This window comes from Aquirufa lenticrescens (assembly GCF_019916085.1).
In the GTDB taxonomy this organism is placed as follows: Bacteria; Bacteroidota; Bacteroidia; order Cytophagales; family Spirosomataceae; genus Aquirufa; species Aquirufa lenticrescens.
Window position 1 is genome coordinate 660,397 of the sequence record NZ_CP049834.1, and the last position, 24,030, is coordinate 684,426.

Sequence of the window (24,030 nt, forward strand, 5' to 3'; positions counted from 1 at the left end):
TCTAAAATGCTGTCCCGAATTTTGAATCAAAAATGATGGTCATAATCGAGGATGCAGGAATTGGGAGGCGATTATTTTGAACGGAGTGATAGCTTAGATTTTGTGTGGCTGATGTGGTATAGGTTTTCATTTCTTGTTTGCTACCAAGGTGAAGTTCAAAAGCATTACCGGAATTAATGAGTACCAAAACAATTGATTTCTGGTCTGTAAATCCAGTTATTAGGCAATCAGGCTGTTGAATACTTGCTTCGATTCGCTTCATGCCGGGTCTTACAAACCTTGCATAATTGCCTAATGCCCAAAGTGTTTTGGAATCATAGAGGTCTGCATCAAATTTATTGTGGTCGTTCTCCCCTTTATGGGTACCGTTGAATGTATAAATTAAGCCATCTTTGTAATCGTTAGCACTCACTGCAAGCCACCAGCTCCAAGAGGAAGCATTGCCATCATTAAGGTCTGAATGGATGACTTTGGCCACATATAAAGCAGTTTTCATGCCTAGGTCCACACCATTACCCGTTATTTCTCCTGCATTGTCACCTAGAATACAATATTCTGATTGCCAAAAGTCGATATTGGCAGCCTTTGCTTTTTTATGTAATTCTTGTCTGGTCGATACCAGTTTACTGCTAGGAGAGGTCGTAAAGTAGCTATGGCCGCTGATAACCCGTTCTACGGTCGAAAGATTGCCCACGTAATTAGGCGATTCAAGCTGAAAGAAGTTCTCAATTTGGCCATCTTGACCAGGTCGGTTGCTTTTAGGGTCATATAAATAATTCAGTTGACCGGCTTCTGGAATGACTATCCGCGTTTTCGCATTTGTTCGCTGGAAATGCTCAGCCAGTTTTTTGGTGGCCCAGGCTATATCTGAATTAGTAATAGGGGTGCCTTCTTGAGATGCCTCGCCGGATTTATTAGGTCCCCAATCCCATTGTGGTTCATTGAATGGGCTTATATAATTGAAATTAAAATGCTGAGAAACCTTGGTTATAAAATTCGTCCAAGCGTCAATTTTAGTGGAGTCAAAATTCCATTCGCCTAAACGGCCACTGCCGATGGCTAATCCATTTTTGGTCATTTGGATGGGTGAGGAATTTAAAAATCCTAGCGTGTAGGGTACTTGATATTGCTTTGCAGCGGCTAAAAAATACTGTTGCCCTTTTTGTTTTTCCCAGTCGTAACCTTCGCTATTCAAAAAACTTTCTGATCGTCTCCATTCGTTTGTAATCTTACTTGATTTTCCTTGTTCTGTACTTCCTGCTCCAATATTAAATCGCCACATGGAAAGGCCAATCCCTTTTGGATTTCCTTGAGGGTCTGAATCCTGACTGAATAGCCACTCGGCAATTTGCTTTTTTTTGCTCTCTGGGTAGTATTTACCTATCATGGCCATGGACCAGCAGTCCGATGCGCCAAAACTATGCATTGTTTGGAAAGTTTTCTGAGTATCAAATGTGATTTGTTGGCCATACAATTCCAACCCCACTAAAGTCAAAAAAATCCAAAAACATTGTTTCATACCTAGTAAGTCAATTCACATTTCTCCCCATCACACATCTTGCGGATGTCGCCGGAGTAGATATTTTTTAGGTCAGATTTTAATAATTCACGCTTTTCAAGCGATAGTTTTCGAAGTAATTTACCTTCTGCGAAGCGGCGTGTTTGTGTTTCGTTTTCCAAAATCAATCCTGGAACTTCTGTCAATTCGCCATCGTCGTTCTTTGCGGCCATGGTAAAGTAGCAGGAATTTGTGTGGGTGACTACACCTGTTTTTGGCTTTAAGGATTCGATTCTCATTCCGATGATCATCGTGGTTTTACCCACGTAATTTACCGAGGCTTTAATCGAAACTAAATCGCCCACTTCTACAGGATTAAAGAATTCCACTCCTTCTACCGCCACAGTTACGCAATAATTACCACTGTGTTTTGCTGCGCAAACATAGGCTACTTTGTCCATCAAAGAAAGCAAAGTGCCTCCATGAATTTTGCCACTGAAGTTAGCAAACGCTGGAATCATTAATTCAGTAATCGTGGTTTCAGAATCGGTAACTCGCTTAGGAATTAGCATATAAATGGATTTAGTAGGCTCTAAGCTAGCTAAATTTTGGCCGTAAAAAAAGGGGACGATCGATGACCGCCCCCCTCTTATTGCCGAGACAACTATTATTTCGCTTCTGCTGCTGTAGCACCTTTTGCGATGTTCCAAACAACTAGGCCAAAACCAATTTTGTTGATAGCATCTGCAATGTTGTAAGCTAAATCAATGTTTCCGGAGAATCCTGATAACAAGTTACCTGGTAACATCATGTAACCGATTGGATAGATTGCCCAACCTACTAATGTGAACCAACGCATAACTTTGAAACCTGTTTTCACATCTTCGTTAGAAGAAGCTGCTGCTAATTTAGAAGCTTCACCCATGTAGATTTCATAAATGATTAATGCCCATCCTAAGGTAGAGATGATTCCCCACATCACGTTTTGAGCAGGAACTACTGCCTCTCCGATGTAACCTGCTACTAGCATTACTACAGATCCGAAGATTAAGCGTGATAACATTCCTGTTTTAGCACCTGCTGGCTTTAAAATCAAGAAGTATTCAATACACATTAACGGCACAGTTAATGTCCAGTCAATGTAACGGAATTGTGTAGGAGACTCGTGAGTGTCTAACCATACACCGCGCATGTAGAAATAATGCACTGCCGCAATAAAGGTGATCAAAGCAGAAATCAAAAGAGATGTTTTCCACTTATCGTTTACAGTACCTCTCTCTACAATGAAGAAGATCGAAGCAGCAAGCATCGACATGTAACCTGTAAAGAAGGTGAAGCCGATGTAATCTCCGGCAGCTAGAGTGCCGTTCAATAAAATGTTTAATGTTTCCATAAATGTTAATGATTTAAAGTGATACTAATTAAACTAGGGTAGTCGGCAATTGTTTCAAATATTGTAAAAAAAATTTAAAAAAAAATTAAAATTGTACAAATTGTTCAATTTGGGTGTTTTATTAATTTATGCATAAGCAAAAAATGTGGTAGCGTCAGTAAAGAAAGAAAGATGAAAATGGGGTACACTTCTAAGTCATTGGCTACCAATTTCATATAAACCATTCCAAGTAAAAGGGCGCCTGCAGAGAATGGAACAAGTTTTTTGTACAATTCCAATATTTCCATTTTCAAGTGCTTTCGCATGCCTTCAAAACTGGTGATGGCATGGCAACAAGAAAAATAACAGATAAAGGCGGGAATTAGCGGCAGAAAAAAACCGATAACTAAAGCAAAAAAAGTATTGAAAAAAGGGTGAAAGTTTTTCTTTTGGAAACCTAAAATCAAAAACAAAAGGCTAATAAATAAGGAAAACTCAGGCAAGTTTGGTGGCACTTTAACTTGCATCGATGAGATGATTTCAAAAGCCTCTGACCAATGGCCAATCAGGATGAAAGACAAAATTCCAGAACCAAGGCAAACGGTCTTTACCAGATTGATCCACGTTTTTGTGGATTCCACCGGTTGCGTATCTTCCATATCACCAAAGTGGAACACACTAATAGCTATAAAAATAATAAAGGAAAGGAGAGGGCTAACGAACCAAAGCACCGCATAGGCCAGCATTATACCTAGGTAATACACGATAAATGGTCGTAAATGAAAAGTGAGATTTTCTCGTTGGGCGATTTTTGCCGCGATTAAGTGGTCGCCTGCTCCATGTGGAATCCCGATGGCAAGCAGTAAAAAGCCGTTTATATATAAATCAATGGAGCTAGACCATGGTCCTATCAGGAAATATGCCGCTACATAAAGCGAGGTAATAACGGCGCCTATGTAGTTTTTCATCTCAGCAAATGTTTAATAAACAGAGGGATGTCTAATTGAGATAACAGGCCTACCTCTTCACTTAACGTTGTTTTGTTGTCTAAAAATCGAAGTATTAATGGAGTGGAAACCCGATCAAATAAGCGATCCATTACCTCAGGAATTTTGTTCATTTCCTTTTGCATGATTTTCAACAGCATTGTATCATAGAAATGAAATCTTTTCGGAGATACTAATGTGCGATTTTGTGCACGATGAATGGCATCTTGGTGCATTCTCGTAAAGGCATATCCGGTCGATGACTTCATTTTTCCGCCAGCCGCACCTATAGAAAAAATGGCGCTATCCTTTTTTCTAACAGGCTTTCCCATGGGGATTGTACCGTTTTCATTGGAAAGAAGGGTGTATTTTTGATTTGCATAAGTAAGAGACATATATTCCTGCCAAATCCGTTCATAAGTCTCCTTGTCATAATCTAAACGCGTAAAGACGGTCGTTTCAATTAATGCTATGGTTTTGCTAAAAGGTAAAATATAATGGAATACAGCCATTTGGTCAGTGGATGCTGGTAAACTGAAATCCATTAAGGTCATACAAGTATCATCTAGGATAGGCTTTTCAAACTCGATGAATTTGCCGCTGAAATGTTGGAAGATTAGGTCCGGCTCTGTTGATTTTGCTGGTCTGGAGTCTGCTACTTTTTTTGCAAAAAATGAATCTCCGTTTTTACAGCTAATTTTCACGCCCGTAGGTAGTTCTTGCAAATCAGAAACCCACGTGTTTAGGTGTGTAATGTTTGTATTCGCTGGTATGAAATCCTTGAAAAAGTAGGTGAAAAATTTACTTGAAGAAATGTAATGGTAGGCAAGTGGGTTAATTTCTGATGTGATGCTTTCCCCTTTAGAGGTTTTAAAGAGCATTGAATCCCACGATTTTTCGATTAAAAAGGGGAAACAAGATGCGTCTTTATTTTCCCAAAAACACCAACTCTTTGCCGATCGATCTCCTGAATCAAGGAGTAAGATTTTTTGTTCAGGATTCGCCTGTGTCAATTCATACAAAAGCTGCAATCCTGACGCTCCAGCACCTATAATCGCAATATCGTATACAAGTGTTGGCATCAATATAATTATTGAAATAAAAAATTGTACTATCTAAACCATAAAGTTGAATTATTGTTTTAATTATTTAAATCGCGCGGCATCAATAACTAGACAGAGCCCTGCATTGAAAATGACCAATGCGCCAGTTCCATAAAAGAACCAATCGCCACCTTGGAGTTTAGCGAGGCCGGCATCTATCGCAAGAGAGAGTCCACTACCTGTGAGGATAAGACCTGAAGTTGCCTGTATAATCCACCGAGTTTTATTTTGCATAACGTAAATTGTTTTATCTAATTTAGGTAAATTGACTTTCAAATCTAAACCATTGAATATGAAAAAGTTAATGCTATTCGTGTTTCTGCTATTATCGCAGTTAATTATAGCTCAAATCCCTTTCAGCAAATCCCTACAAGACACCCCCGGCGTAGTTTCCTTTACGTTCAGAAATGAGTTCAGCAAAGATGTTCCGGGTACTTTGGACTTCATTAAAGAGATGGGGATTCGGAATATTGAGTTTTCAAATCTGTTCGGTAAAACGGCGGCTGAAATGAGGGCATTATTGGATGCGCGTGGGATGGTTTGTACCAGTTATGGCGTTTATTATGATGCTTTGTCCAATAAAACGGAAGAGGTAATTCAAAATGCGAAAACTCTAGGTGCTGAATTTGTACGAGTAGGCATGATTCCGCACAAAGGAGAATTTACCATTCAGCAGGCAGCCGTTGCGGTGAAGGATTTCAATAGGGTAGGCCAAAAACTAAAGGAAAATGGAATTGAATTCAGTTACCACAACCACGGCTATGATTTCACTCCCTATCAAAATGAAACAATGTATGACTATTTGATCCAACAGACGAACCCCGCCTATGTTTCTTTCGAACTAGACATCCTTTGGGTACATCAATTTGGACAAGATCCGCTGGCTTATCTAAAGAAATACCCGAATCGTTTCAGGTTAATGCACGTGAAAGATTTAAAGAAAGGGATTCCAGTGGGCCTCGACGTGAAGACTTCCTCAGAAAATGATGTGCCATTAGGAACGGGCCAAATTGCCGTTCAGAAAATCCTGAAACAAGCTCGCAAATCAGCTATCAAGTATTATTATTTAGAAGACGAAAATTCGAATTCCCGCGCACAGGTTCCACTTAGTTTGGCGTTTTTAAAGAATTTATAAGGCTGATGTAGCCGGATTTTTTGGCATAATTATCGTCAAACAGTAGGGGGTATTCTTTCGGTCTTTTGAAGTAGCCTCGGAGCCAAGTGTCCTTGTCTGAAACATTCCAAAAGGTTATGCCATATTTTTGCTTAGCCGGAATGGCACGATAGGCCTTGAAAATGAAAGTGAATAATTCATTCTGAGCACTTGCTTCATAGATATACTCCGGATTATTCTTCGGATTAACAGCGATGTCTAACTCCGAAAAATGAATCGCTAACCCTGTCTGAGCGGATTGCTCAATTACCCTTGCGATTTCAGTGTGTTTCGAATCCACATTAATATGCATCTGCAAGCCTAATCCGTGAATGGGAATTTTACGCTTTTTTAGGTCAGCCACCAGATCAAGAATGGCTTGCATCTTTTTAGGGTGGCCATCCTGGCCGTAATCATTGTAAAATAGAATGGCATTGGGATCTGCCTCATGTGCCCATTGGAAGCTTTTGGCGATATAATCTGGGATATGATCTGCCCAAAGTGACGGCCGCAAACTACCATCATCTAAGAAGGATTCATTTACGACATCCCAACCGGAAACCTGGCCTTTATAATGCGTAGCGACCGTCTGAATATGGTTTTTTAAAAGCTCTTCCCAGGCTTTTTGGTCGCCCTGAAAATCCTTCATCCACTGCGGAACTTGATTATGCCAAACCAAGGTATGCCCATGCATTCTCTTGCCCGTCTTCGCTGCGAAAGCCACAATTTCATCGCCTTTGGAAAAATCAAAGCGATCCGCTGCTGGATGAATCAGCATCATTTTCATGTGATTTTCCGCGGTCATGCTCGTGAATTCGTTGCTGGCGATATTTCTATAGGCTTCGTTTTCTACCAATAATCTGGGATTTACAGAGGCACCTAAAGGAAAGGTAATGACATCCTTTAATAAATTTTGTGCATTTACTAAAGTCGAAAGGCTTAAGAGTAAGACAATTAGTTTCATATTATTCCCCATTTACTTTCTTAATGAATGAAATAACGCCGTTCATGTAGATTTTTTGGTCATCCCACATCGCTAAATGGCTACCGTTGGGACAGTATAAATAGGATCCTTTTTGGACTAATTTACTTTGTTCTTCCATCGCTTTCGGATCCATCGTGTCGTATTTTGCACCGATCATCAGGGTAGGAACGAAGATTTCTTTTAAGCGATTTTTGATATCCCATTTTTCCAAAAGTCCGCTAATCCCGAATTCACTCGGCCCTTGCATTCTGACATATATCGAACTATTACCGTGCTTTAACGAGCGATTCAAGGCATCTGGCCATTCTTGTAAGCGGCAAATATGTTCATGGTAGAAGTTAGGAATCAATAATTCCATGTAGCGCGGATTGTTAAAATCCTTTTTTGCTTCGATCGCTCTTACTTCCGCCAGGACTTTAGGATCCATCTGTTTGGCTAAAACCTCCTCCGCATATTTTCCATATTCTGGAGCACTCGCTACCATGTTCGAGACCAAAAGTCCCTTCATATTCTTTTGGTATTTCAGCGCATATTCCATGCCTAAAATGCCTCCCCACGAATTTCCGATGATATAAAAGTTAGACGAGTCAGCACCGATGGCCTTGCGTACTTGTTCTACTTCTTCAACGAATCGCTCCGTTTTCCAAAGCGTCGAATCCGTCGGTTGATCACTGTAATACGAACCTAGTTGATCGTATTCGTAGAATTCGAAGCCTTCTCTTTGGAAGAAAGTCTCAAAACATTCCATGTATTCATGCGTCATCGCAGGTCCACCATGTAATAGGAGAATTTTAATTTTAGGGTTAGTGCCAAAACGTTTGGTCCATACCTTGAAATTTCCCGCAGGTGTGGAGATTGGAATCATTTTCACTCCACCAGCTTCTAAGCTGTCAGGGTAGGAGAAGTAGTTAGCTACTGTTTCTCCACTTTTTGTGCAGGAAGTAAGGGCGAAAATCGACAAGAAAATTAGTAATAGTTTGTTCATCGTTTTTTTTCTTAAACTTAAGTGTATTACCTGAAATATCCACTTTGAATTTGTTCCTAAAACGGAAAAGGGAACAAAAAAGGCCCCGTTATCGGGGCCTTTGGAAGAATTATTTAGAAGACAAATCCGGCTGCAGAGTCATATAGGACGTCTCGTTTTCGACCACGTATGTTCGCATAATAGCCATATCTTTTTCATAGGCCCCTTTTCCATAGACCTCATCATAGGCTGTTTTTAAGGTAGAAAGTTCGTCTAATTCTTTCCAACCATTCGGGAATCGGCGAGAGAAAACTAGTCGGTTTTGGCCAGAGGTTGTGTAAGTGGCGATTTTCATGCCTGCTTTATCCCAAACTTTAGGTAAGCGCTTGATAACATCCCAAAATTCTTGCGCCGGTGCATACCGTATGGTAAGAAAATTGGAACGTACTTTATCCGTCACCTCTTTCATGGGACTATTGCTGTATTCAGCTCTGTAAGTGATGATTTCTCCACCAGTAACTCCCTCTAAAAAGGGGGAAACTTTAAGATAGAAGTCGCTTGCTGCTTCAGAATTCGCCATAGTAGTGTTTAAGGCATCGCGCTGTTCCCAAGAAAGTCCGCGATTATAGATAGCAAGGACTTCGTTGTGGTGGCTTCCTCCAGTTAAATTATATACATTCCAAGCGAGGGGAGTTCCTGCTTTACGGAATTTAGCCACGTGGTTTTTTAGCGCCTCATTGAAGGCAGCTCGTTGTCCAGTCTTTACTTTGTAGTACTGGAAATTTGCCGTGGAGGCTTGAGCAAAAGCAGCTAATGTGAATAAACAACAGGCTGAGAATAGAACTAGTTTTTTCATGGTTTAATCATGTTAAAGGTGAAGTCCAAATTTTCAACTTTTGCGTGACTTGGAATGTCTAATTAGCTTGTATTTTGTCCATTTTTAACTAATTTTTGTCTACTATTTAGAAGTTAACCAAAAGGCTATGTTTGATTTCGTGCCCTATTTATCCTTTTTAACGAGTGGTATTGGGGTTTTATTTATTTGTTATTTACTAGTTCGCTTTCCACGAATACCTCAAGTGTATATGTTGGGATGGATCATATTCTCGTTGGTTTTTCTGGAATTTTACATCTATGCGTTAACCTCAAAGCATATTTATCAAATGCTTTTTATTCTAAGGACACCTAATATCATTCGGATTTTCTTACCGGTGGTTCTTTACTGGTATGTACGTCAGATGCTTTTGCCTTCTATGAATGCCAAGGTAATGCACTATTGGCATTTCGTTTTTCCGGTATTACTAACTATCGGAGTGATGCCTGATTTATTTTTATCGGCAGTAGAAAAAACAGCAATTTTAGATCATTATTATGCCCAAAACAAATACTTTATTTCCACTCCTATGGGTTGGCTTCCTTCCGGATTTGTACAACCAGCTTCTATTTTGTTTGGTATTGTTTATGGGGTGATTACTTTGTTTTTGATTTGGCAGACGAAACATAAAATGGGAACATCATATGTGCATATAAATAAGCAATCGTTAATCTGGTTGAATTTATTGAGTGGTGCAATAACTATTTATTTTTTGCTTCAATTGTATCAATACATCAATTTGTTTCTGAATAATTCATTTGATCCGCCCTCTCAATTGATTAAATGCGCCATCGGGATATCGCTTTTTACCTATTTCATTACGACGCCTAATGTGCAGGAAAACATGGACGGTTGTATTTTGCCCAAAGAAAAGGGGACACCTACTATCCCAGAAATACAGCCTGATCTCATTTTAGCCGTGGCGTCAGATATGGAAGCCATCGCATTTGATAAAAAAATGAAAACAGATCAAGCGTATTTATCACCTGATTTTGACCTTGCTGTCATGGCGAAATTAGTGGATATGCCACCGGCAAAATTGTCTAAGCAGATAAAAATGTATTACGGCATTTCCTTTGCAGAATATATCAATCGCTTGCGTATTCATCATTTTCTTCAACAACGTTCGTCTTTTGATCAGTACACATTAGAAACCTATATGTACCAAAGTGGATTCACGAATCGCTCCACTTTCTATGTAGCTTTTAAAAAATACGTGGGGGTGAATCCGAGTTTTTATTTGAAGGAAATAAGCCAATCGAGCTAAAGCACACGTTACATCCCATTAATTGACTACATTTGCCTCCGTTAAAGCCTATATTGGTGGAACTTATAAGCAGATAATGCCTAAGAATGTTAAGATATCGGTATTGATGGCCGTCTATAATACGGACTTTCAATTAACCAAAAGAGCCATTGATTCTGTTTTACAGCAAGATTTTCAGGATTTCGAGTTGATCATCATTGATGATGGCAGTACGGAAAATGACCGTAAGGCATTGCTTGAATATGTGGAAGCCTACGAGGAGAAAATCGTGTACATCAGGCACCGCAATCGCGGACAGGCTGAATCCATTAATCGCGGTGTGTTAAATAGTGTGGGGGAATTTATCACCATTTTAGATAGTGATGATGAGTACAAGCCCTATCATTTGAGCACCTGTTTGAAAGAGATTGAAAATGTCGATTTGATCTGTTCTACCGCAGAAACCGTGGTGGACACGGTGGAAGATTATTATGTTCCGGATAAAAACGACCTGAGTAAACCGATACATTTGGATGATGCGGTTCTTTTTGGGACCTTATTTGGCCATCAAAAAGTGTTCAAAAGCATCGACTTCAAGGGTGGTTTTGCAGCAGATTCAGCCTTCTATGAACGTGCTGAGATCGAATTTAAAACGAAGAAGGTATTCCAAAGATCTTACATCTATTACCGCAATAATCCGAACTCCACCTGCGCCTTATTGAAGCAAGAACTCCTGTTGAACGCGAATTAATCATGCAACATCTTGTTTTAGCTTGCCACATAACGGGAGTGTATGATGTGAATCGGAATATGACGTTAGCGGATGATTCTTACGAACTCGTTCGAGAATGGGCGGAATCGGTGGCTGCAGCTAAACTTCATGGGGTCATTTTTCATAACAACTTTTCAGATGAAACGTGTGCAACATATTCGACTGAGCACGTTTCCTTTGAGCGCATTACTTACAACCCTCAGTTTAATCCGAATGTCTTTCGTTATTTTGTCTACCGCGATTATCTAGCTAAGATTACGCAGGTTCAGGGTGTTTTTGTGACGGATGTTTCGGATGTGACGTTAGCCCAAAACCCTTTTATTCATCCGCTTTTTACAGCTAATCCAGATTGGCTTTTCTGCGGGGATGAGCCTAAAACATTGAACAATGAGTGGATGCTGGCACATGCAGAGCATTTGCGTGGGCAAATTGCAGATTATGCCGCCTATGAGGAACGTTTTGCTTCCGAGGCCCTGTTAAATTGCGGCGTTTTCGGAGGACATTTTCCTTTGTTTTTTGATTTTTTGCAGCAGCTGTGTGCCTTGCATTCAACCTATAATCACACTAATAAAACGGCTTATACGGGCGATATGGGCGCCTTTAATTACCTCGCCAGAACGCGATTTGATGACAATTTACACCACGGAGCTCCCGTAAATACGGTTTTCAAAGCCTACGAAAATGACCGAATGGATTGCTGGTTTAGGCACAAATAAATCTAGTTATTTGCCAAATAAACACGTAAGAAATTACCCCCTAAAACCTTGCTGATATCCTTGTTTGAATATCCTCTAGCGATTAATGCCTGAGTGAAAAGTGGGTAATCTAACACTGTTTTCAATTGCTTCGGTGCAGAATTAATCCCGTCAAAATCAGAGCCCAAACCCACGTGATCTACTCCGATTAGTTTCACGATGTGGTCGAAATGCTTCATCAATTGTTCTAGATCAGGCTTGATGGCATCGCTTTCAAGTGGGTATTTGTCAGATATAGCAGTGAAAGCATATTCCGTTTGCATTCCTGACTTGATTAAGGAGTCGATTTCAGCGGCATGGTTTTTACGGAAAGCGGCATCTTTTTTGAAGAAATCTACATCCACAAATCCAGAAAAGAAGTTTAGATGGATCACTCCGCCATTCTTACCGATAGCGATAATCTGATCATCTTTTAGATTTCTAGACACAGGGCAAATACTGTAAGCATTGCTGTGTGAAGCAATAATTGGTTTTGTCGTCGTTTTAATCACATCCCAAAACGTCGTTTCCCCTACATGTGACACGTCGACAATCATACCCAGCTGGTTCATTTTTTTAACCACCGTTTTGCCAAAATCCGTCAAGCCTTTAGGACCCTTGTAATCCGGATTCTTCTCATCCGCATGCGAACTAGCCCAGCCTGGTGAATTGTTCCAAGTCAATGTCATATACCGCACTCCGCGATTATAAAAGGTCTCTAATTTCTGTAGATCACTATCAATCATGTGGCCACCCTCAACCCCGAATTGCGCTACTAATTTTTGCTCTTTTAAGGCGCGCTGGATGTCTTTCCAGGATTTGGCAATCACCACCTTATCTGGATTTCTCGCTGCCACCGCATACAAACTATCCATCTCCCGCATCGCCCACGCATACGGATTCACTTTCTCCCCATCACACCAAATCGAAAACAATTGGTAATCCACCCCGCCCTTTTTAAATCGCGCTAAATCTGAGTGATTAATCCCCGTCAAATCCTGATCAAGTGACACTTTCTTCTCGATACAAGCTGTTAAGCAGTCATTGTGCGTGTCGACTAAAATGGATTTAAAATGGATGTCTTGGGCGAAGGCGGAGAAGGATAGGAGGAGTAGGAGTAAAAGGTGTTTCATAAGGTTAAGGTTTTATTGAAATTATCAGTTTTTTACGATTAAACCAATAAGACGCTATAAATCAGGAATTACTAATTTGTTTCGTATATATTTGCCAATGGTAGATGAGTGGTTTCTATATGATAATTCTAACATCGGAACGGAGTTAATTGCTGAGAAAACAAGAGAAAAATTTGTAATCATTTACAACTTAGAAAAATGGCAACAGCTAAATCAAGTCAATTGAAAAAAAATATGTCTATTGCAGAAAAGCTGGAGATAGGCATGAAACTCGTGAAAGCCGACCTAATCGCCTACAAAAAAGCCAAAAACTCAGAAATAGTAGTCATGCAAGGCGATAAAATTGTCTATTTAAAACCAGATGAAATCCCTGAATAAATCCATGACCAGCTGGAAAACAACCAATCAATCCCTTGAGAAAACCTTCGAATTTGCAACCTTCGAAGAGGCGATGCAATTCATGCAGGAAGCCACTCCTTTTATCAGCCAAACGGATCATCATCCCACTTGGTCAAATACTTATAATCGGGTTCAAGTGACCATTACAACACACGATGCAGGTAATCAGGTGACTGAGAAGGACTATACATTAGCGAACTATTTAGACGAATTATTTAAGCGATGAAAAAAATACTATTACTCCTATTATTGTGCCCTTTGCTGGCGATGAGTCAACAAAAAACATCCGATGAGGATCAAATCAAAGCCGTCATTTTAAAGACCTTTTCTGCGATGAAATCCGTGGATTCTGTTGCCTTGAAGTCTTGTTTTATGAGCAATGCTATGTTGCATATTAGTCAGGTTAAGCCGGAGGGGAATACGCTGAGAGAAGTGCCGGCTGCTAAATTCATCCAAAATGTGATGACCAGAAAGCCGGGTGACATGGATGAGCGCGTGCTTTCGTGGGGACCTATTTTAATCGACGAAGAAATTGCGACGGCTTGGGTTCCTTATGAGTTTTACTTCAATGGAAAGTTTACGCACAAAGGGGTAGATGTATTTATATTCGTTAAATCGGGTAATGAATTCAAAATCAAGACGCTCTTGTATAATATGCATCAATAGGTTCTATGAGAAAATATCTACTCGGATTATTTGCGCTGTTTTTGTTGAATGCTTGCACATCTTCTACATCTCCTAAGGAAGGTTTTATTGAGGTAGAGGGAGGTAAAATATGGTACCGGATAGATGGAGATGGAGATAAAACGCCATTGCTTTTATTGCATGGGGGGCCTGGTTCCTCGAGTTATTATTTAGAGCCCTTGAAGGAACTAAGTAAGGATAGGCCGGTTATATTTATTGATCAATTGGGCTGTGGTCGTTCTACGCGCATTACGGATACCACTTTGATGACCATTGAGAAAAATGTGGAGCAATTAGAGCAGGTCAGAAAGGCACTCAAGTTAGAACGCTTTTATTTGTATGGACATTCTTGGGGCACCATGTTGGGGATGGATTATTATTTGAAATACCCTAAAGGAATAAAGGCGCTTATTTTTGCGAGTCCTTTATTTAGTACCAAAATTTGGACAAAAGATGCAGATACCTTGATTGCTGCCTTACCTGAAGCAACTCAAAAAGCCATCAGAGAAAGTGATGAGCAAAAAAACTATACATCGGAATCCTATAAACAGGCGATGAAAGTATATTATAAAGCTCATTTAAGACGCGGAAACGATACAAAATCGCGGAAGGATACACTTGATCGGTATTTTGGAGAAAAGGTCTACACCTTTATGTGGGGGCCTAGTGAATTTAAGGCTACGGGAAATTTGCTTCACTATGATCGATTAAAAGAGTTGGCTACCATAAAGGTTCCTACGCTTTTAACAGCTGGGGAATTTGATGAAGCTAGGCCAGTAAGCGTCCGCTATTTTACAAGTTTAATCCCAGGAGCTCAATTTCAAGTCATTTCCGATGCTGCTCATGTAACGATGGGGGATAATCCTAGAGAAAATAATCGCGTTCTGCGTCAGTTTTTACAGAAGATGGATAAATAATAGTTTCCCTTTTACTATTTTTTAGACAATTTTTTCTTTGTTAAAATATATTTGGTATTATTGGTATATAAAAGATACCAAATCTAATCTATACCTTATAATACAATGAAAAAAGCAGTACTTCTGTTTTCCGCAGCTGTCCTTTTTCTAGGCAGCATCGCATTTATCACGAAATCAATTCCAGGATCACCATTGCACATTGCTAAAGTAGTGGGTGCCGTTCAGGACCAACAAATTGCGAGTGTTGATGACAACACGGGTGATTGGTTGACCTATGGTCGCAATTATGGCGAGGAACGTTTTAGCCCTTTGGGACAAATTACTAAAGATAATGTCAGCCAATTAGGTTTAGCTTGGAGCTTGAATTTAGGTACAAAACGGGGTATTGAAGGAACACCTTTAGTGGTGGACGGTATCATGTTTTTAAGTGGGCCTTGGAGCGTGGTGTATGCTATTGATACGCGAAAAGGTAAAATATTGTGGACCTATGATCCTCAGGTGCCTAAAGGTTTTGCTGAGAAGGCATGCTGCGATGTAGTAAATCGTGGTCTAGCGATGTACAAAGGGAATATTTTTGTAGGAACCTTGGATGGACGTTTGGTGTCCATTAATGCGGCTACAGGTAAAAAGAAATGGGAGGTATTATCTGTTTCGCACGATCGTTCTTATACGATTACAGGAGCGCCCCGCGTGATGGATGGTAAAGTAATTATCGGAAATAGCGGTGCTGAATATGGTGTGAGAGGGTATGTGACGGCATATGATGCGATGACTGGCAAGAAAATTTGGCGATTCTTCACTGTTCCAGGGAATCCTGCGAATGGATTTGAGCATCCCGAGATGAAAGAAGCGGCTAAAACGTGGAATGGTGAATGGTGGAAATACGGTGGTGGTGGAACGGCTTGGGATGCCTTTGCCTATGATCCTAAGTTGAAACTTATTTATGTGGGTACCGGAAATGGATCCCCTTGGAATCGAGAAATCAGAAGCCCAGGCGGTGGAGATAACCTATACCTTTCCTCCATTTTAGCGATTCATGCGGAGACAGGAAAATTGAAATGGCATTACCAAACTACTCCAGGTGATTCATGGGATTTTACAGCGGTACAACAAATCATTTTGACCCAATTAGAAATCAAAGGCAAAAAGCGCGAAGTGTTGATGCAGGCACCTAAAAACGGGTTCTTCTATGTATTGGATCGTAACACAGGGGAGTTATTGTCAGCTGAACCTTATGTGTATGTGAACTGGGCTTCTAAAGTGGATTTGAAAACGGGAAGACCGGTGGAGAATCCGAATGCTCGTTATGTAACAAGTAATGAACAGATTTATCCGAGTGTTTTTGGAGGACACAATTGGCAAGCAATGGCCTTTAATCCGAAAACGAATTTAGTGTATATTCCCGCTAGAGAACGTTCATCATCACATGGTAACCAGCAGGATTTTGTTTATGATAAGGACCATTGGAGCACTGGAAATAAAAGTAATCCGGCTAATCCAACAAACAAGGATTCCTATGTGGTAAAGTCTCTGGGTAAATTAATTGCGTGGGATCCAGTTTTAAACAAAGAAGTTTGGCATAAAACGGAGAAAACCGGTTGGAATTCGGGTGTACTTACAACCTCAGAATTAGTTTTCCAAGGCAATGCAGAAGGCGATTTTAACGCCTTAGATGCCAGGACGGGAAAAGTGCTTTGGACTAAAAACTTGGGTACAGGCATCGTTGCGCCTCCTATTACCTATTTAGTGGATGGAGTTCAATATGTTACCATTGCTGTGGGTTGGGGCGGAGTTGTAGGGCTTTCAAACAGAAGTACGGAACAGATAAATCCAGGGACGGTTTACACGTTTGCTATAGGCAAAAATGTAGCGATGCCCGTATATGAAAAGGAGCCAAAGAAGGAATATTTGACTTTACCTGTTGAAATTTCAGACGAGCAAGTCGCGAAAGGGGCTAGTTTATTTGGGAAATATTGCGGGCCATGTCATAACCTAAATGCAGGTAATCCTGGTGGAACAATCCCTAACTTGACTTATTCTCATCCAGACATCATGGGTGCTTTCCATCAAATCGTGAGAGATGGTATTTTCTTGCCAAAGGGCATGCCGAAGTTTGGCGGAAGACTAAATGACACGGACATTTCGAACATCAAAGGGTATATCCTTGCGACTGCGAAGAAAAATAGAGAGACTAAATAAACGTAAATTATCATATGAAAAAGATCTTATTAGTTGCCCTTTTAGTAAGTAGTTCGGTGCTTGTTTTTGGACAAAGCAGCCCTAAAAAAGTGGATGAAGCTACAACTCTAGCTGTATTTCAGCACCACAGTAAAGCGCTAGGAGAAAATAACCTAGATGAAATTATGGCTGACTATACCGAGGAATCTGTTGTCATTACGCCTGATGGTACTTTCAGTGGATTAGCTGAAATTAGAAAAGCCTTTGTGGAATTAGTAAAAGCTTTCCCCACGAAGGGATCTACTTTTAATGTGATTAAAACTGCTGTAAAAAATGATTTATTCTATATCGTTTGGTCAGCAAAAACACCTGTGGTAGAATTCAACTATGCAACGGATACGTTTATCATTCAAGGGGGTAAAATCTTGCGCCAAACTTTTGCAGGCAAATAGATTAAATGCATGAATATCAATGATTTTTTATAATACCATATTAACCCGTGGAGCCCAGAACCCACGCTAAAAAACGGAATTTTAAATTTTAATAACCTTACGACTATGAAAAAAATCTTTCTTTTATTGATTGCTTCGGCAACCTTGTTCTCTTGCTCAAAACCAGCGGAAACAAATGCGGATGACGCTAATCTAGCTACTTTTAAAGAAAATAGTAAAATCGTTAAAATCCTGTTTGACGGATATTCTAATGATGATTTTAGTCAATATGAAACTCTGGTAGCGGATTCTGTGAAATTTGTACCTCCTTCTGTTAATGCAGATACGATAAACAAAGCGGATAACCTAAAAGGGCTTAAAATGCTTCGTAGTTTACAAGCCAAAATAACGTACAGTGATCTTGAATTCTTACCTACGGTAGATTCGGTTACTTATAAGCCTGATGGAAACGTTCGTGTTTTTGCAAAATGGACAAGCGAGGGTAAAAATGGAGCTCATATTTACAATAATTATTTTGCAATATTTCAATTTAATTCAGATCACAAATTAGTATTTGGCGCTGAATACCAAGATATTAAGGGTGCTGTAGATGCACTTACTGCACCTAAAAAATAAGTTCTTTTATTAGTAGAAAGCCCCTTCGATTTTGAGGGGGCTTTTTTTTATTGTTTAGACAAATCGAGAATCTCAATATTCCTAAAGTCAATTTCCTGACCCTCGCTTTGGAGTGCAATGAAACCACTTTTTAATAATTGTCCATCTAACTTAAGTGCGGGGTTATAGCGATTGGCTACCCCACCACCTATCTGAGGTTGGCTATATTCTAATACTGTTTTTCCATTGATTTTATGGGTGACCAAAGAATCGCCGCGAACAATTAATTCAGCTGTAATCCAGCGTTCGTTTTCATACGTTTCAGAGCTTGAATTGATGCAATGACGTGGATCGATTCTACCCTGATAGACGACGTCTGTTCCCGGCGAACACATATTTCCCGTGGGTCTGGGTTTTCCATCTGCTAACATGCCTAAGAATTGCATTTCCACCGAGATAGGCCAATCTTGTTCTTTTGGCATAGTGCGAGGGTCTTGCGAATGAAACATCACACCGGAATTTCTCTCTGTATAGATAGGCGCATCATTTCGCCAAAGCCCCGTAAATCGGTATTGCAATCGAAGGATGTAATTCGAGAATGGTTTGTTGAAATATAGGTGCCCGTAGCGTTCATTGAAATGATCATATTGATCGTAACGCACTTTAATCATCCCGTCCTCTGCCCGGAATGTATTGCCGTAATTATCGCCCACTTCATGGTGGTGGATTTTGACTGTCCAGTTCTTTAGGTTTTTGCCATTAAACAGTTGAATCCATTTTTCTTTTTTGGGCTTTGCATCTGAAAGGAATGCTAAACAACAAAGTGCGGCAATTACGAACGTTTTCATAGGAGAGGTAGAGCTTAATATCAGCATTAAAGTAAGCGAAATACGAGCAAAAATGAAATTAAGTTGCTGGTTTTCTGAACTATATACTGCTTGAGTTAGTTTAGAGGAAATATGTGCTAAACTAAGTTGATATGAAAGCTTTTTACCTCGTTGCCGGCATTGCGTTTGTTTTCTTGATGATACAATCCTATAAAGTGGTGAGTAGCAGTCTGAAAACGGAGAACCAAAAATATAGGGTAGTTCGTACAGAAGCTCAATTCGAAATACGGTTTTATCCGTCTGCGACCTTTGCGAAAATTTATAGCAATGGAACGAATTATAAGTCGGTCGCTAATAGTGGATTCAGGAAATTAGCGGGCTATATTTTTGGAGGTAATGAACAGAAACAAAGTATTGCTATGACGGCGCCAGTTCGAATGGAAATGACAGATAAAGGCTCTACTATGAGTTTTGTGATGCCTGATAAATACAAAGAATCGGATTTGCCTAAACCCAATGATTCCAGTGTTCAAATCGTGAAATCAAGTCCGCAATATGTTGCCTCTATCACTTTTGGCGGCTATGCGGATGATGAGAAAATCAAAGAGAAGCGGGATCAATTACTAAAACTAATCCAAGAAAAAGGAATTGAAGTAGCTGGTGAATATACCTTTTTAGGCTACAATGCACCCTTTCAATTTTGGAGTAGGAAGAATGAAGTAATTATTCCGATTGAGTGGAAAGAGTAAATTAATGCTCTAGTTCCTCCTCTAAAAGCTTGATTAACTCCTTGGCTTTTTGCTGCTGTGTTTTGGACATCAGAACATAATAGGAAATGTACCCTTTCATGGTACCCGTAGTGTTCGCATATTCATGAAATGCATTTTTATCAGTAGAAAGAAATGCACTACCCGTTTGCTTTTTGATTTTGTCTAGACCGACTTTATCATAACCCACTTTTCCAATGGTTTCTTTAGTAGAAAAAACGGTCGTTTGAAGTAAGGCATTTTGAATTCGATGGACATTTGCGCCACGTTCTAATAATTGTTCTAATTGGACCATCATGGTCACTTTTCCTTTTTCGTATTCTGAAATTTTGCGAACAATTTCTTCATTTTGAATCAATCGGAAACCACCGGCATTGCGTAATTGATCGATTGTTCCGGATGAAAAATCAATGTTATACACTCTGGATACCATGATGAGACTATTTAAATAAATAGAATCAATATCTGCCTCATTCCAAGTAGGTTTAAAGATTATTTCATTGAGTTTATTGGCAGCATTAATCATTTCTCCCATTCTGAATTCTTTCGAATCCATTTCACCTAAATCTGCTTTCAAATCCTCTTTCATGCTCACTAAATAATCATGCTCCTTATGTCTCTCTGCTCTGTATTCGAGGTAATACTCAGCCATGAAGCCTAAAAATACAGCAAAAAAAAGCATTAAGAATTCTTGAACGTATTCTTTCCAAGATTTTGGATGATGAGAATGATGGTGTACTTCCATTGATTAGTTAAGGAATTATCGTTTAATAGAATGGAAATTAGTGAAATTATATTTTACTTGAAAAATACGGAGACTTAGATTTTCGTATTGGATTCGTTTTTAGTTAAAAAAAGATACTTATATTTGGACTTAACTTAATCCTAATCTTAACCAAATAACTATGAAAAAAGTAGCCTTATCTATTTTAGCTGCTGCGGCATTATTTGCGTGTTCTGAAGCGAAAAAAGAAGAAACAGCAAGCTCTATCGAGCACATTTACAAACCTACCTATACTGATAATTTCAAAATAGGGGATCAAAAGAACGTATTATTAGCTGAGAAATTCCACCAAGATCTTTTTGCCCAAGATTATAAGAAGGCTGGTGAAATTTTATCTGATACAGCAGAATTTCACAATGAAGATGGAACGACGCTTAAAGGGAAAGCTGCCATCATTGATTTTATGGAAAAAGGTTTTTCTCAAGTAAAGTTCAAGAATTATGAAATCGTTGCTATTATTCCTACGGTAGGAGAGAATGGTCACCAGTGGGTAAATATTTGGGACAAAGCAGATGTGGAAACACCAGATGGAAAAACTCAAAAAGTAATTTGGATGGATTCCTTTAGATTTGAAAATGGAAAAGTAGTTGCGTTTGAAGGCTTTGTGAAGTCTTTAAAAGACTAATCTTCTTTTACTATTAATATAGAGACCCCTTTTTAGGGGTCTTTTTTTGATTAATTTAATTCCCTATATGATGTTAAAAAAACTAATCGGATTTCTGCTCTTTATTTCCTCTTTTCATGCCATTGCGCAAGAGGGGTATTTTCTCAAAAGTAAAGATCAGACGGATATTTTTATTGAAGAAAAGGGTACGGGAACACCTGTAATTATATTATCAGGTGGTCCTGGTTTAAATCCTGGATATGTTTATCCCATTCATGAGCAATTAAGCAAGCAATTTAGATCTATCATTTTGCATCAAAGAGGTACGGGTAAAACGGTGATGGCCAAAATTGATTCAACCACGCTCTCTTTGGAAAAATACATCGAGGATTTAGAAGCGCTTCGGAATCATTTACACGTGAAAAAGCTCATCTTAATTGGGCAATCTTGGGGAGGTATGCTATCGATGGAATATTGCTCTCGTTTTCCTGATAAAGTAGAGAAATTAGTATTAGTTGGATCAGGAAGTCCCAGCTTGAATTTTATCAATTATTTTTCAGATAATATTCAAATGCGACTTCGCCCAGAAGATTTAACTGAAAAGGCTGGATTAAAACGTATTTGGACAGGCTATTTTTTTGATCGTGAGTCGGCATTGGCCTCTAAAGCTGCAATTGATTTTACGAAAGTAAACGGTCAGCCTGGAATCAATTCAATTATGGTAGACGATTATGCGGCCAAAGAATCACAACGGTTAGTTAATCTGAAGAAGTACAAAGGCCCAGCCATTGTTATTCAAGGCTATCAAGATCCAGTTGGATTTGCCGCTTTTGAAATAAAATCAGCCATTCCTCAGGCAGAGCTTTTGTTCGTAAAGCAAAGCGGTCACTTCCCTTGGCTTGAAAAGGAAACTACTCAGAAACAGTTTTTTGAATATTTGAATAAAGCGTTAAAATAAGCAGACGATAAAAAAAGCCACCTCATTCAAGGTGGCTTTTTTATTAATGTTCTAGCTCTTCTTCTATTACCTTGATTAACTCTTTGGCCTGTTGTTGTTCCATTTTTACCATGATTTCATAGTAAGCAACATAACCTCTTTGGACCCAAATATAATTCGCGTATTCATATAAGGTTTTTTTGTCCGAAGTAAGAAATTTGCTACCAGTCGATTTTTGAATTCTTTGTAGTTCAGCTTTATCTAATCTAATGTCATTCAGTTTTTCAGGTAAACCTAAAGTGGTTACATGTAATAGTTTATTTTGCAACAGGTGAATGTTTCTCCAATTGTGTGAATTGGACTCTTCTTGTAGTAAAATAGTTTGCTTCCATTTTTCGTAAGCAGAAATTTTATGGACTATTTCTTGATTTTTAATTAGTCGAAACCCTCCCGCATTTTTTAATTGATCTATTGTGCCAGTAGCAAAATTAGGTTTAATTAAGGTAGCGCTAAGATTAAGACTTAAAATGTAAATAGAATCAATTTCATTATCACTCCATGCTGGTTTATATAATAGTTTCTCAAGTCGTTGACCCACAGATTTGATTTTTTCCATCCCCATTATTCCCCTATCTATTTCCACTAAATCCGCTTTCAAATCCTCTTTCATGCTCACTAAGTAATCGTGTTCCTTATGTCTCTCCGCTCTGTATTCGAGGTAATATTCAGCCATGAAGCCTAAGAAGACGGCGAAGAATAACATTAAGAATTCTTGAACGTATTCTTTCCAAGATTTAGGGTGGTGGCTATGGTGGTGTACTTCCATGAGGAATGTGATGGGGTTAAGGTTTCTTGAAATTATCAGTTTTAATTGGTTATGCCAAAGCATGGGAGGCAACTGTTGCATTTTTTGCAACAGTTCAATTATAAATTTCCTGTTTTTATTTATGCTTATTATTGTCTAGTATTGTATCCAAATGAATACACTTTGAATTAACAATTGAGAATTATGGAAACTTCGAAATTTGATATAGCAGACTATTTAGATAGTAATGAAATGGTTACGGAATATCTCAATGCCGTATTAGCTGAAGGGAATGAATCAGACTTTATTGTAGCAATTGGAAATGTTGCAAAATCGATAGGAATGTCAAAAATCGCTAGCGAAACAGGTTTAAGCAGACCTAGTCTATATAAAGCACTTTCCGATGGATCTAAGCCTCAATTTGAGACGATTATGAAAGTATTAAGGGCGATTGGCTATCGAATTCAAATTAATCCTGTCGTTGAGGTAGGTTACTCTAATCGAATTGATAAAACTCAATACAATAAAGAAATTGATGCAGCTGTCGCAAGAATGGATGCAGGTGATTTTATTTCGCATGAAGAAGCTTTAGGAGAATTAGCCTAGTGCAAATTTTTCGATTTAAACCAAAACTATAAAAACTAGGTAGTTGTTGTAAAATTTGCAACAACTGAATTTAAGAGCAATTTGCAGATCATTCAAATTGCTCTCTCACTTCCTCTTTTACTTCAACACGTGAAACGCCAGCACATTCTGCACGTCATATACATTCACTGATTTGTTGAATTGCTTAACGATGCTAGGTTGAGCTTCGCCAGAGATCCAAATCTTCAGTTCCGCATCTAGGTCAAAAGTCCCAGCCGTTTCGATACTGAAGCGCGAAATGCTTTTATAGTTAATGGATTTGTATTCCGTCTTCGAGCCCGTCAGCCCTTGTTTGTCTACTAAAATAAGGCGCTTTGAAGTAAATATGAAGGTATCTCTGATGAGCTTGAAGCCTAGTTCGATGTCTTCGCCTTCAATCAGAAGTTTGCCAAAATCTTTCAATAAATCTTCCTTACTAACGGTTCCTGCGTTACCTAAAATGGCTGAAAATAGTCCCATGGTATTTTGATTGTGTGTTTTAGTGTAGAGGTGAAATTAAGTGTTTTAAACGAAATAAACCGATATGTGTAGTGATTATTGGTGCGAATTGCCGTTAAATAAGTTTTTCGATTCCATAGGTTATTAGTTAGTAATTTCAATTTTTAAAATGAATCGAT

At 39.1% G+C, this 24,030-nt stretch carries 29 protein-coding genes; 15 read left to right on the forward strand and 14 right to left on the reverse strand.

Annotation, left to right across the window (positions count from 1 at the left end; all coding sequences use genetic code 11):
* Position 1 precedes the first annotated feature (1 nt).
* The 6 genes from G9X62_RS03020 to G9X62_RS03045 form a co-directional block, all read right to left on the reverse strand.
* On the reverse strand, positions 2 to 1,519 hold the full coding sequence (locus G9X62_RS03020; protein WP_223131333.1) for a glycoside hydrolase: 1,518 nt from the start codon (positions 1,517 to 1,519) through the stop codon (positions 2 to 4).
* A 2-nt stretch (positions 1,520 to 1,521) separates the two neighbouring features.
* Positions 1,522 to 2,070, reverse strand: a complete 549-nt coding sequence (locus tag G9X62_RS03025) for an acyl-CoA thioesterase (protein ID WP_223131334.1) — start codon at positions 2,068 to 2,070, stop codon at positions 1,522 to 1,524.
* 95 nt (positions 2,071 to 2,165) lie between these two features.
* The gene (locus tag G9X62_RS03030; protein WP_223131335.1) at positions 2,166 to 2,891 is read right to left on the reverse strand and encodes a bacteriorhodopsin-like; all 726 of its coding nucleotides are present in this window, start codon (positions 2,889 to 2,891) and stop codon (positions 2,166 to 2,168) included.
* A gap of 104 nt (positions 2,892 to 2,995) precedes the next feature.
* A complete protein-coding gene (locus G9X62_RS03035; RefSeq protein WP_223131336.1) occupies positions 2,996 to 3,838 on the reverse strand; it encodes a Brp/Blh family beta-carotene 15,15'-dioxygenase in 843 nt (280 codons plus the stop codon).
* Positions 3,835 to 4,938 carry a lycopene cyclase family protein gene (locus G9X62_RS03040; RefSeq protein WP_223131337.1) on the reverse strand — a complete coding sequence of 368 codons (1,104 nt, stop codon included), beginning with the start codon at positions 4,936 to 4,938 and terminating at the stop codon, positions 3,835 to 3,837. The genes G9X62_RS03035 and G9X62_RS03040 overlap by 4 nt, the downstream gene beginning before the upstream one ends.
* A 63-nt stretch (positions 4,939 to 5,001) precedes the next feature.
* Positions 5,002 to 5,235: a hypothetical protein gene (locus tag G9X62_RS03045; RefSeq protein ID WP_223131338.1), complete on the reverse strand. Its 234-nt coding sequence runs from the start codon at positions 5,233 to 5,235 to the stop codon at positions 5,002 to 5,004.
* A gap of 16 nt (positions 5,236 to 5,251) precedes the next feature.
* On the opposite strand from G9X62_RS03045, the gene G9X62_RS03050 reads away from it, so the two are divergent.
* Positions 5,252 to 6,094 (forward strand): sugar phosphate isomerase/epimerase family protein, encoded by an 843-nt coding sequence (locus tag G9X62_RS03050; RefSeq protein ID WP_223131339.1) that lies wholly within the window; start codon positions 5,252 to 5,254, stop codon positions 6,092 to 6,094.
* On the opposite strand, the gene G9X62_RS03055 is transcribed toward G9X62_RS03050, so the two are convergent.
* From G9X62_RS03055 to G9X62_RS03065, 3 genes are all read right to left on the reverse strand, one after another.
* On the reverse strand, positions 6,066 to 7,076 hold the full coding sequence (locus tag G9X62_RS03055) for an endo-1,4-beta-xylanase (RefSeq protein WP_223131340.1): 1,011 nt from the start codon (positions 7,074 to 7,076) through the stop codon (positions 6,066 to 6,068). The genes G9X62_RS03050 and G9X62_RS03055 overlap by 29 nt on opposite strands.
* A 1-nt stretch (position 7,077) precedes the next feature.
* Entirely contained in the window at positions 7,078 to 8,082 is a 1,005-nt protein-coding gene (locus G9X62_RS03060) for a proline iminopeptidase-family hydrolase (protein WP_223131341.1), read from the reverse strand.
* Between the two features lie 109 nt (positions 8,083 to 8,191).
* The gene (locus G9X62_RS03065; RefSeq protein WP_223131342.1) at positions 8,192 to 8,917 is read right to left on the reverse strand and encodes a hypothetical protein; all 726 of its coding nucleotides are present in this window, start codon (positions 8,915 to 8,917) and stop codon (positions 8,192 to 8,194) included.
* A 127-nt stretch (positions 8,918 to 9,044) separates the two neighbouring features.
* On the opposite strand from G9X62_RS03065, the gene G9X62_RS03070 reads away from it, so the two are divergent.
* The 3 genes from G9X62_RS03070 to G9X62_RS03080 are packed head-to-tail and all read left to right on the forward strand — an operon-like array spanning position 9,045 to position 11,669.
* The gene (locus G9X62_RS03070; protein ID WP_223131343.1) at positions 9,045 to 10,202 is read left to right on the forward strand and encodes a helix-turn-helix domain-containing protein; all 1,158 of its coding nucleotides are present in this window, start codon (positions 9,045 to 9,047) and stop codon (positions 10,200 to 10,202) included.
* A gap of 22 nt (positions 10,203 to 10,224) precedes the next feature.
* The gene (locus G9X62_RS03075) at positions 10,225 to 10,932 is read left to right on the forward strand and encodes a glycosyltransferase family 2 protein (RefSeq protein ID WP_261345543.1); all 708 of its coding nucleotides are present in this window, start codon (positions 10,225 to 10,227) and stop codon (positions 10,930 to 10,932) included.
* 2 nt (positions 10,933 to 10,934) lie between these two features.
* On the forward strand, positions 10,935 to 11,669 hold the full coding sequence (locus tag G9X62_RS03080) for a hypothetical protein (protein ID WP_223131344.1): 735 nt from the start codon (positions 10,935 to 10,937) through the stop codon (positions 11,667 to 11,669).
* A gap of 2 nt (positions 11,670 to 11,671) precedes the next feature.
* On the opposite strand, the gene G9X62_RS03085 is transcribed toward G9X62_RS03080, so the two are convergent.
* Positions 11,672 to 12,820 (reverse strand): dipeptidase, encoded by a 1,149-nt coding sequence (locus tag G9X62_RS03085; RefSeq protein WP_223131345.1) that lies wholly within the window; start codon positions 12,818 to 12,820, stop codon positions 11,672 to 11,674.
* Between the two features lie 198 nt (positions 12,821 to 13,018).
* Here G9X62_RS03085 and G9X62_RS03090 point away from each other — a divergent pair, with 198 nt between their 5' ends.
* From G9X62_RS03090 to G9X62_RS03120, 7 genes are all read left to right on the forward strand, one after another.
* On the forward strand, positions 13,019 to 13,198 hold the full coding sequence (locus tag G9X62_RS03090) for a hypothetical protein (RefSeq protein ID WP_223131346.1): 180 nt from the start codon (positions 13,019 to 13,021) through the stop codon (positions 13,196 to 13,198).
* Positions 13,182 to 13,445, forward strand: coding sequence for a 4a-hydroxytetrahydrobiopterin dehydratase (locus G9X62_RS03095; protein ID WP_261345544.1), 264 nt, complete (start codon positions 13,182 to 13,184; stop codon positions 13,443 to 13,445). Before G9X62_RS03090 ends, G9X62_RS03095 begins: the two co-directional genes overlap by 17 nt.
* On the forward strand, positions 13,442 to 13,885 hold the full coding sequence (locus tag G9X62_RS03100) for a hypothetical protein (protein ID WP_223131347.1): 444 nt from the start codon (positions 13,442 to 13,444) through the stop codon (positions 13,883 to 13,885). Before G9X62_RS03095 ends, G9X62_RS03100 begins: the two co-directional genes overlap by 4 nt.
* Positions 13,886 to 13,890: 5 nt before the next feature.
* A complete protein-coding gene (locus G9X62_RS03105; RefSeq protein WP_223131348.1) occupies positions 13,891 to 14,820 on the forward strand; it encodes a proline iminopeptidase-family hydrolase in 930 nt (309 codons plus the stop codon).
* Positions 14,821 to 14,925: 105 nt separating this feature from the next.
* Positions 14,926 to 17,019 carry a PQQ-dependent dehydrogenase, methanol/ethanol family gene (locus G9X62_RS03110; protein WP_223131349.1) on the forward strand — a complete coding sequence of 698 codons (2,094 nt, stop codon included), beginning with the start codon at positions 14,926 to 14,928 and terminating at the stop codon, positions 17,017 to 17,019.
* 14 nt (positions 17,020 to 17,033) lie between these two features.
* Complete coding sequence (locus tag G9X62_RS03115; RefSeq protein WP_223131350.1) at positions 17,034 to 17,450, forward strand: nuclear transport factor 2 family protein; 417 nt, start codon at positions 17,034 to 17,036, stop codon at positions 17,448 to 17,450.
* A 105-nt stretch (positions 17,451 to 17,555) separates the two neighbouring features.
* Positions 17,556 to 18,065, forward strand: coding sequence for a nuclear transport factor 2-like protein (locus G9X62_RS03120; protein WP_223131351.1), 510 nt, complete (start codon positions 17,556 to 17,558; stop codon positions 18,063 to 18,065).
* A gap of 47 nt (positions 18,066 to 18,112) precedes the next feature.
* Here the strand turns inward: G9X62_RS03120 and G9X62_RS03125 are convergent, their stop codons facing one another.
* A complete protein-coding gene (locus G9X62_RS03125; RefSeq protein ID WP_261345545.1) occupies positions 18,113 to 18,892 on the reverse strand; it encodes a 3-keto-disaccharide hydrolase in 780 nt (259 codons plus the stop codon).
* Between the two features lie 131 nt (positions 18,893 to 19,023).
* Here G9X62_RS03125 and G9X62_RS03130 point away from each other — a divergent pair, with 131 nt between their 5' ends.
* A complete protein-coding gene (locus G9X62_RS03130; protein WP_223131353.1) occupies positions 19,024 to 19,620 on the forward strand; it encodes an SOUL family heme-binding protein in 597 nt (198 codons plus the stop codon).
* Between the two features lies 1 nt (position 19,621).
* Here G9X62_RS03130 and G9X62_RS03135 read toward each other — a convergent pair whose 3' ends face one another.
* Positions 19,622 to 20,383 (reverse strand): hypothetical protein, encoded by a 762-nt coding sequence (locus tag G9X62_RS03135; RefSeq protein WP_223131354.1) that lies wholly within the window; start codon positions 20,381 to 20,383, stop codon positions 19,622 to 19,624.
* 160 nt (positions 20,384 to 20,543) lie between these two features.
* Here G9X62_RS03135 and G9X62_RS03140 point away from each other — a divergent pair, with 160 nt between their 5' ends.
* Both G9X62_RS03140 and G9X62_RS03145 read left to right on the forward strand, forming a co-directional pair.
* Positions 20,544 to 21,047: a nuclear transport factor 2 family protein gene (locus G9X62_RS03140; RefSeq protein WP_223131355.1), complete on the forward strand. Its 504-nt coding sequence runs from the start codon at positions 20,544 to 20,546 to the stop codon at positions 21,045 to 21,047.
* Positions 21,048 to 21,117: 70 nt separating this feature from the next.
* Positions 21,118 to 21,984 carry an alpha/beta fold hydrolase gene (locus tag G9X62_RS03145; protein WP_223131356.1) on the forward strand — a complete coding sequence of 289 codons (867 nt, stop codon included), beginning with the start codon at positions 21,118 to 21,120 and terminating at the stop codon, positions 21,982 to 21,984.
* 43 nt (positions 21,985 to 22,027) lie between these two features.
* Here G9X62_RS03145 and G9X62_RS03150 read toward each other — a convergent pair whose 3' ends face one another.
* Positions 22,028 to 22,870, reverse strand: a complete 843-nt coding sequence (locus tag G9X62_RS03150; RefSeq protein ID WP_223131357.1) for a hypothetical protein — start codon at positions 22,868 to 22,870, stop codon at positions 22,028 to 22,030.
* A gap of 102 nt (positions 22,871 to 22,972) precedes the next feature.
* Between G9X62_RS03150 and G9X62_RS03155 the strand changes: the two genes are divergently transcribed.
* Positions 22,973 to 23,374, forward strand: a complete 402-nt coding sequence (locus tag G9X62_RS03155) for an addiction module antidote protein (RefSeq protein ID WP_223131358.1) — start codon at positions 22,973 to 22,975, stop codon at positions 23,372 to 23,374.
* 117 nt (positions 23,375 to 23,491) lie between these two features.
* Here G9X62_RS03155 and G9X62_RS03160 read toward each other — a convergent pair whose 3' ends face one another.
* Complete coding sequence (locus G9X62_RS03160) at positions 23,492 to 23,872, reverse strand: PH domain-containing protein (RefSeq protein WP_223131359.1); 381 nt, start codon at positions 23,870 to 23,872, stop codon at positions 23,492 to 23,494.
* Positions 23,873 to 24,030: the final 158 nt, after the last annotated feature.

Excerpts from the sequence above, each read along its gene's own strand:
- G9X62_RS03150 (WP_223131357.1), bottom strand. The coding sequence starts at position 22,870 with ATGCAACAGTTGCCTCCCATGCTTTGGCATAACCAATTAAAACTGATA.
- G9X62_RS03120 (WP_223131351.1), top strand. The coding sequence starts at position 17,556 with ATGAAAAAAATCTTTCTTTTATTGATTGCTTCGGCAACCTTGTTCTCT.
- G9X62_RS03065 (WP_223131342.1), bottom strand. The coding sequence starts at position 8,917 with ATGAAAAAACTAGTTCTATTCTCAGCCTGTTGTTTATTCACATTAGCT.
- G9X62_RS03030 (WP_223131335.1), bottom strand. The coding sequence starts at position 2,891 with ATGGAAACATTAAACATTTTATTGAACGGCACTCTAGCTGCCGGAGAT.
- G9X62_RS03145 (WP_223131356.1), top strand. The coding sequence starts at position 21,118 with ATGTTAAAAAAACTAATCGGATTTCTGCTCTTTATTTCCTCTTTTCAT.
- G9X62_RS03130 (WP_223131353.1), top strand. The coding sequence starts at position 19,024 with ATGAAAGCTTTTTACCTCGTTGCCGGCATTGCGTTTGTTTTCTTGATG.
- G9X62_RS03025 (WP_223131334.1), bottom strand. The coding sequence starts at position 2,070 with ATGCTAATTCCTAAGCGAGTTACCGATTCTGAAACCACGATTACTGAA.
- G9X62_RS03080 (WP_223131344.1), top strand. The coding sequence starts at position 10,935 with ATGCAACATCTTGTTTTAGCTTGCCACATAACGGGAGTGTATGATGTG.
- G9X62_RS03100 (WP_223131347.1), top strand. The coding sequence starts at position 13,442 with ATGAAAAAAATACTATTACTCCTATTATTGTGCCCTTTGCTGGCGATG.
- G9X62_RS03115 (WP_223131350.1), top strand. The coding sequence starts at position 17,034 with ATGAAAAAGATCTTATTAGTTGCCCTTTTAGTAAGTAGTTCGGTGCTT.
- G9X62_RS03125 (WP_261345545.1), bottom strand. The coding sequence starts at position 18,892 with ATGAAAACGTTCGTAATTGCCGCACTTTGTTGTTTAGCATTCCTTTCA.
- G9X62_RS03140 (WP_223131355.1), top strand. The coding sequence starts at position 20,544 with ATGAAAAAAGTAGCCTTATCTATTTTAGCTGCTGCGGCATTATTTGCG.
- G9X62_RS03090 (WP_223131346.1), top strand. The coding sequence starts at position 13,019 with ATGGCAACAGCTAAATCAAGTCAATTGAAAAAAAATATGTCTATTGCA.
- G9X62_RS03095 (WP_261345544.1), top strand. The coding sequence starts at position 13,182 with ATGAAATCCCTGAATAAATCCATGACCAGCTGGAAAACAACCAATCAA.
- G9X62_RS03060 (WP_223131341.1), bottom strand. The coding sequence starts at position 8,082 with ATGAACAAACTATTACTAATTTTCTTGTCGATTTTCGCCCTTACTTCC.
- G9X62_RS03040 (WP_223131337.1), bottom strand. The coding sequence starts at position 4,938 with ATGCCAACACTTGTATACGATATTGCGATTATAGGTGCTGGAGCGTCA.
- G9X62_RS03155 (WP_223131358.1), top strand. The coding sequence starts at position 22,973 with ATGGAAACTTCGAAATTTGATATAGCAGACTATTTAGATAGTAATGAA.
- G9X62_RS03105 (WP_223131348.1), top strand. The coding sequence starts at position 13,891 with ATGAGAAAATATCTACTCGGATTATTTGCGCTGTTTTTGTTGAATGCT.
- G9X62_RS03035 (WP_223131336.1), bottom strand. The coding sequence starts at position 3,838 with ATGAAAAACTACATAGGCGCCGTTATTACCTCGCTTTATGTAGCGGCA.
- G9X62_RS03020 (WP_223131333.1), bottom strand. The coding sequence starts at position 1,519 with ATGAAACAATGTTTTTGGATTTTTTTGACTTTAGTGGGGTTGGAATTG.
- G9X62_RS03050 (WP_223131339.1), top strand. The coding sequence starts at position 5,252 with ATGAAAAAGTTAATGCTATTCGTGTTTCTGCTATTATCGCAGTTAATT.
- G9X62_RS03085 (WP_223131345.1), bottom strand. The coding sequence starts at position 12,820 with ATGAAACACCTTTTACTCCTACTCCTCCTATCCTTCTCCGCCTTCGCC.
- G9X62_RS03055 (WP_223131340.1), bottom strand. The coding sequence starts at position 7,076 with ATGAAACTAATTGTCTTACTCTTAAGCCTTTCGACTTTAGTAAATGCA.
- G9X62_RS03135 (WP_223131354.1), bottom strand. The coding sequence starts at position 20,383 with ATGGAAGTACACCATCATTCTCATCATCCAAAATCTTGGAAAGAATAC.
- G9X62_RS03160 (WP_223131359.1), bottom strand. The coding sequence starts at position 23,872 with ATGGGACTATTTTCAGCCATTTTAGGTAACGCAGGAACCGTTAGTAAG.
- G9X62_RS03070 (WP_223131343.1), top strand. The coding sequence starts at position 9,045 with ATGTTTGATTTCGTGCCCTATTTATCCTTTTTAACGAGTGGTATTGGG.
- G9X62_RS03110 (WP_223131349.1), top strand. The coding sequence starts at position 14,926 with ATGAAAAAAGCAGTACTTCTGTTTTCCGCAGCTGTCCTTTTTCTAGGC.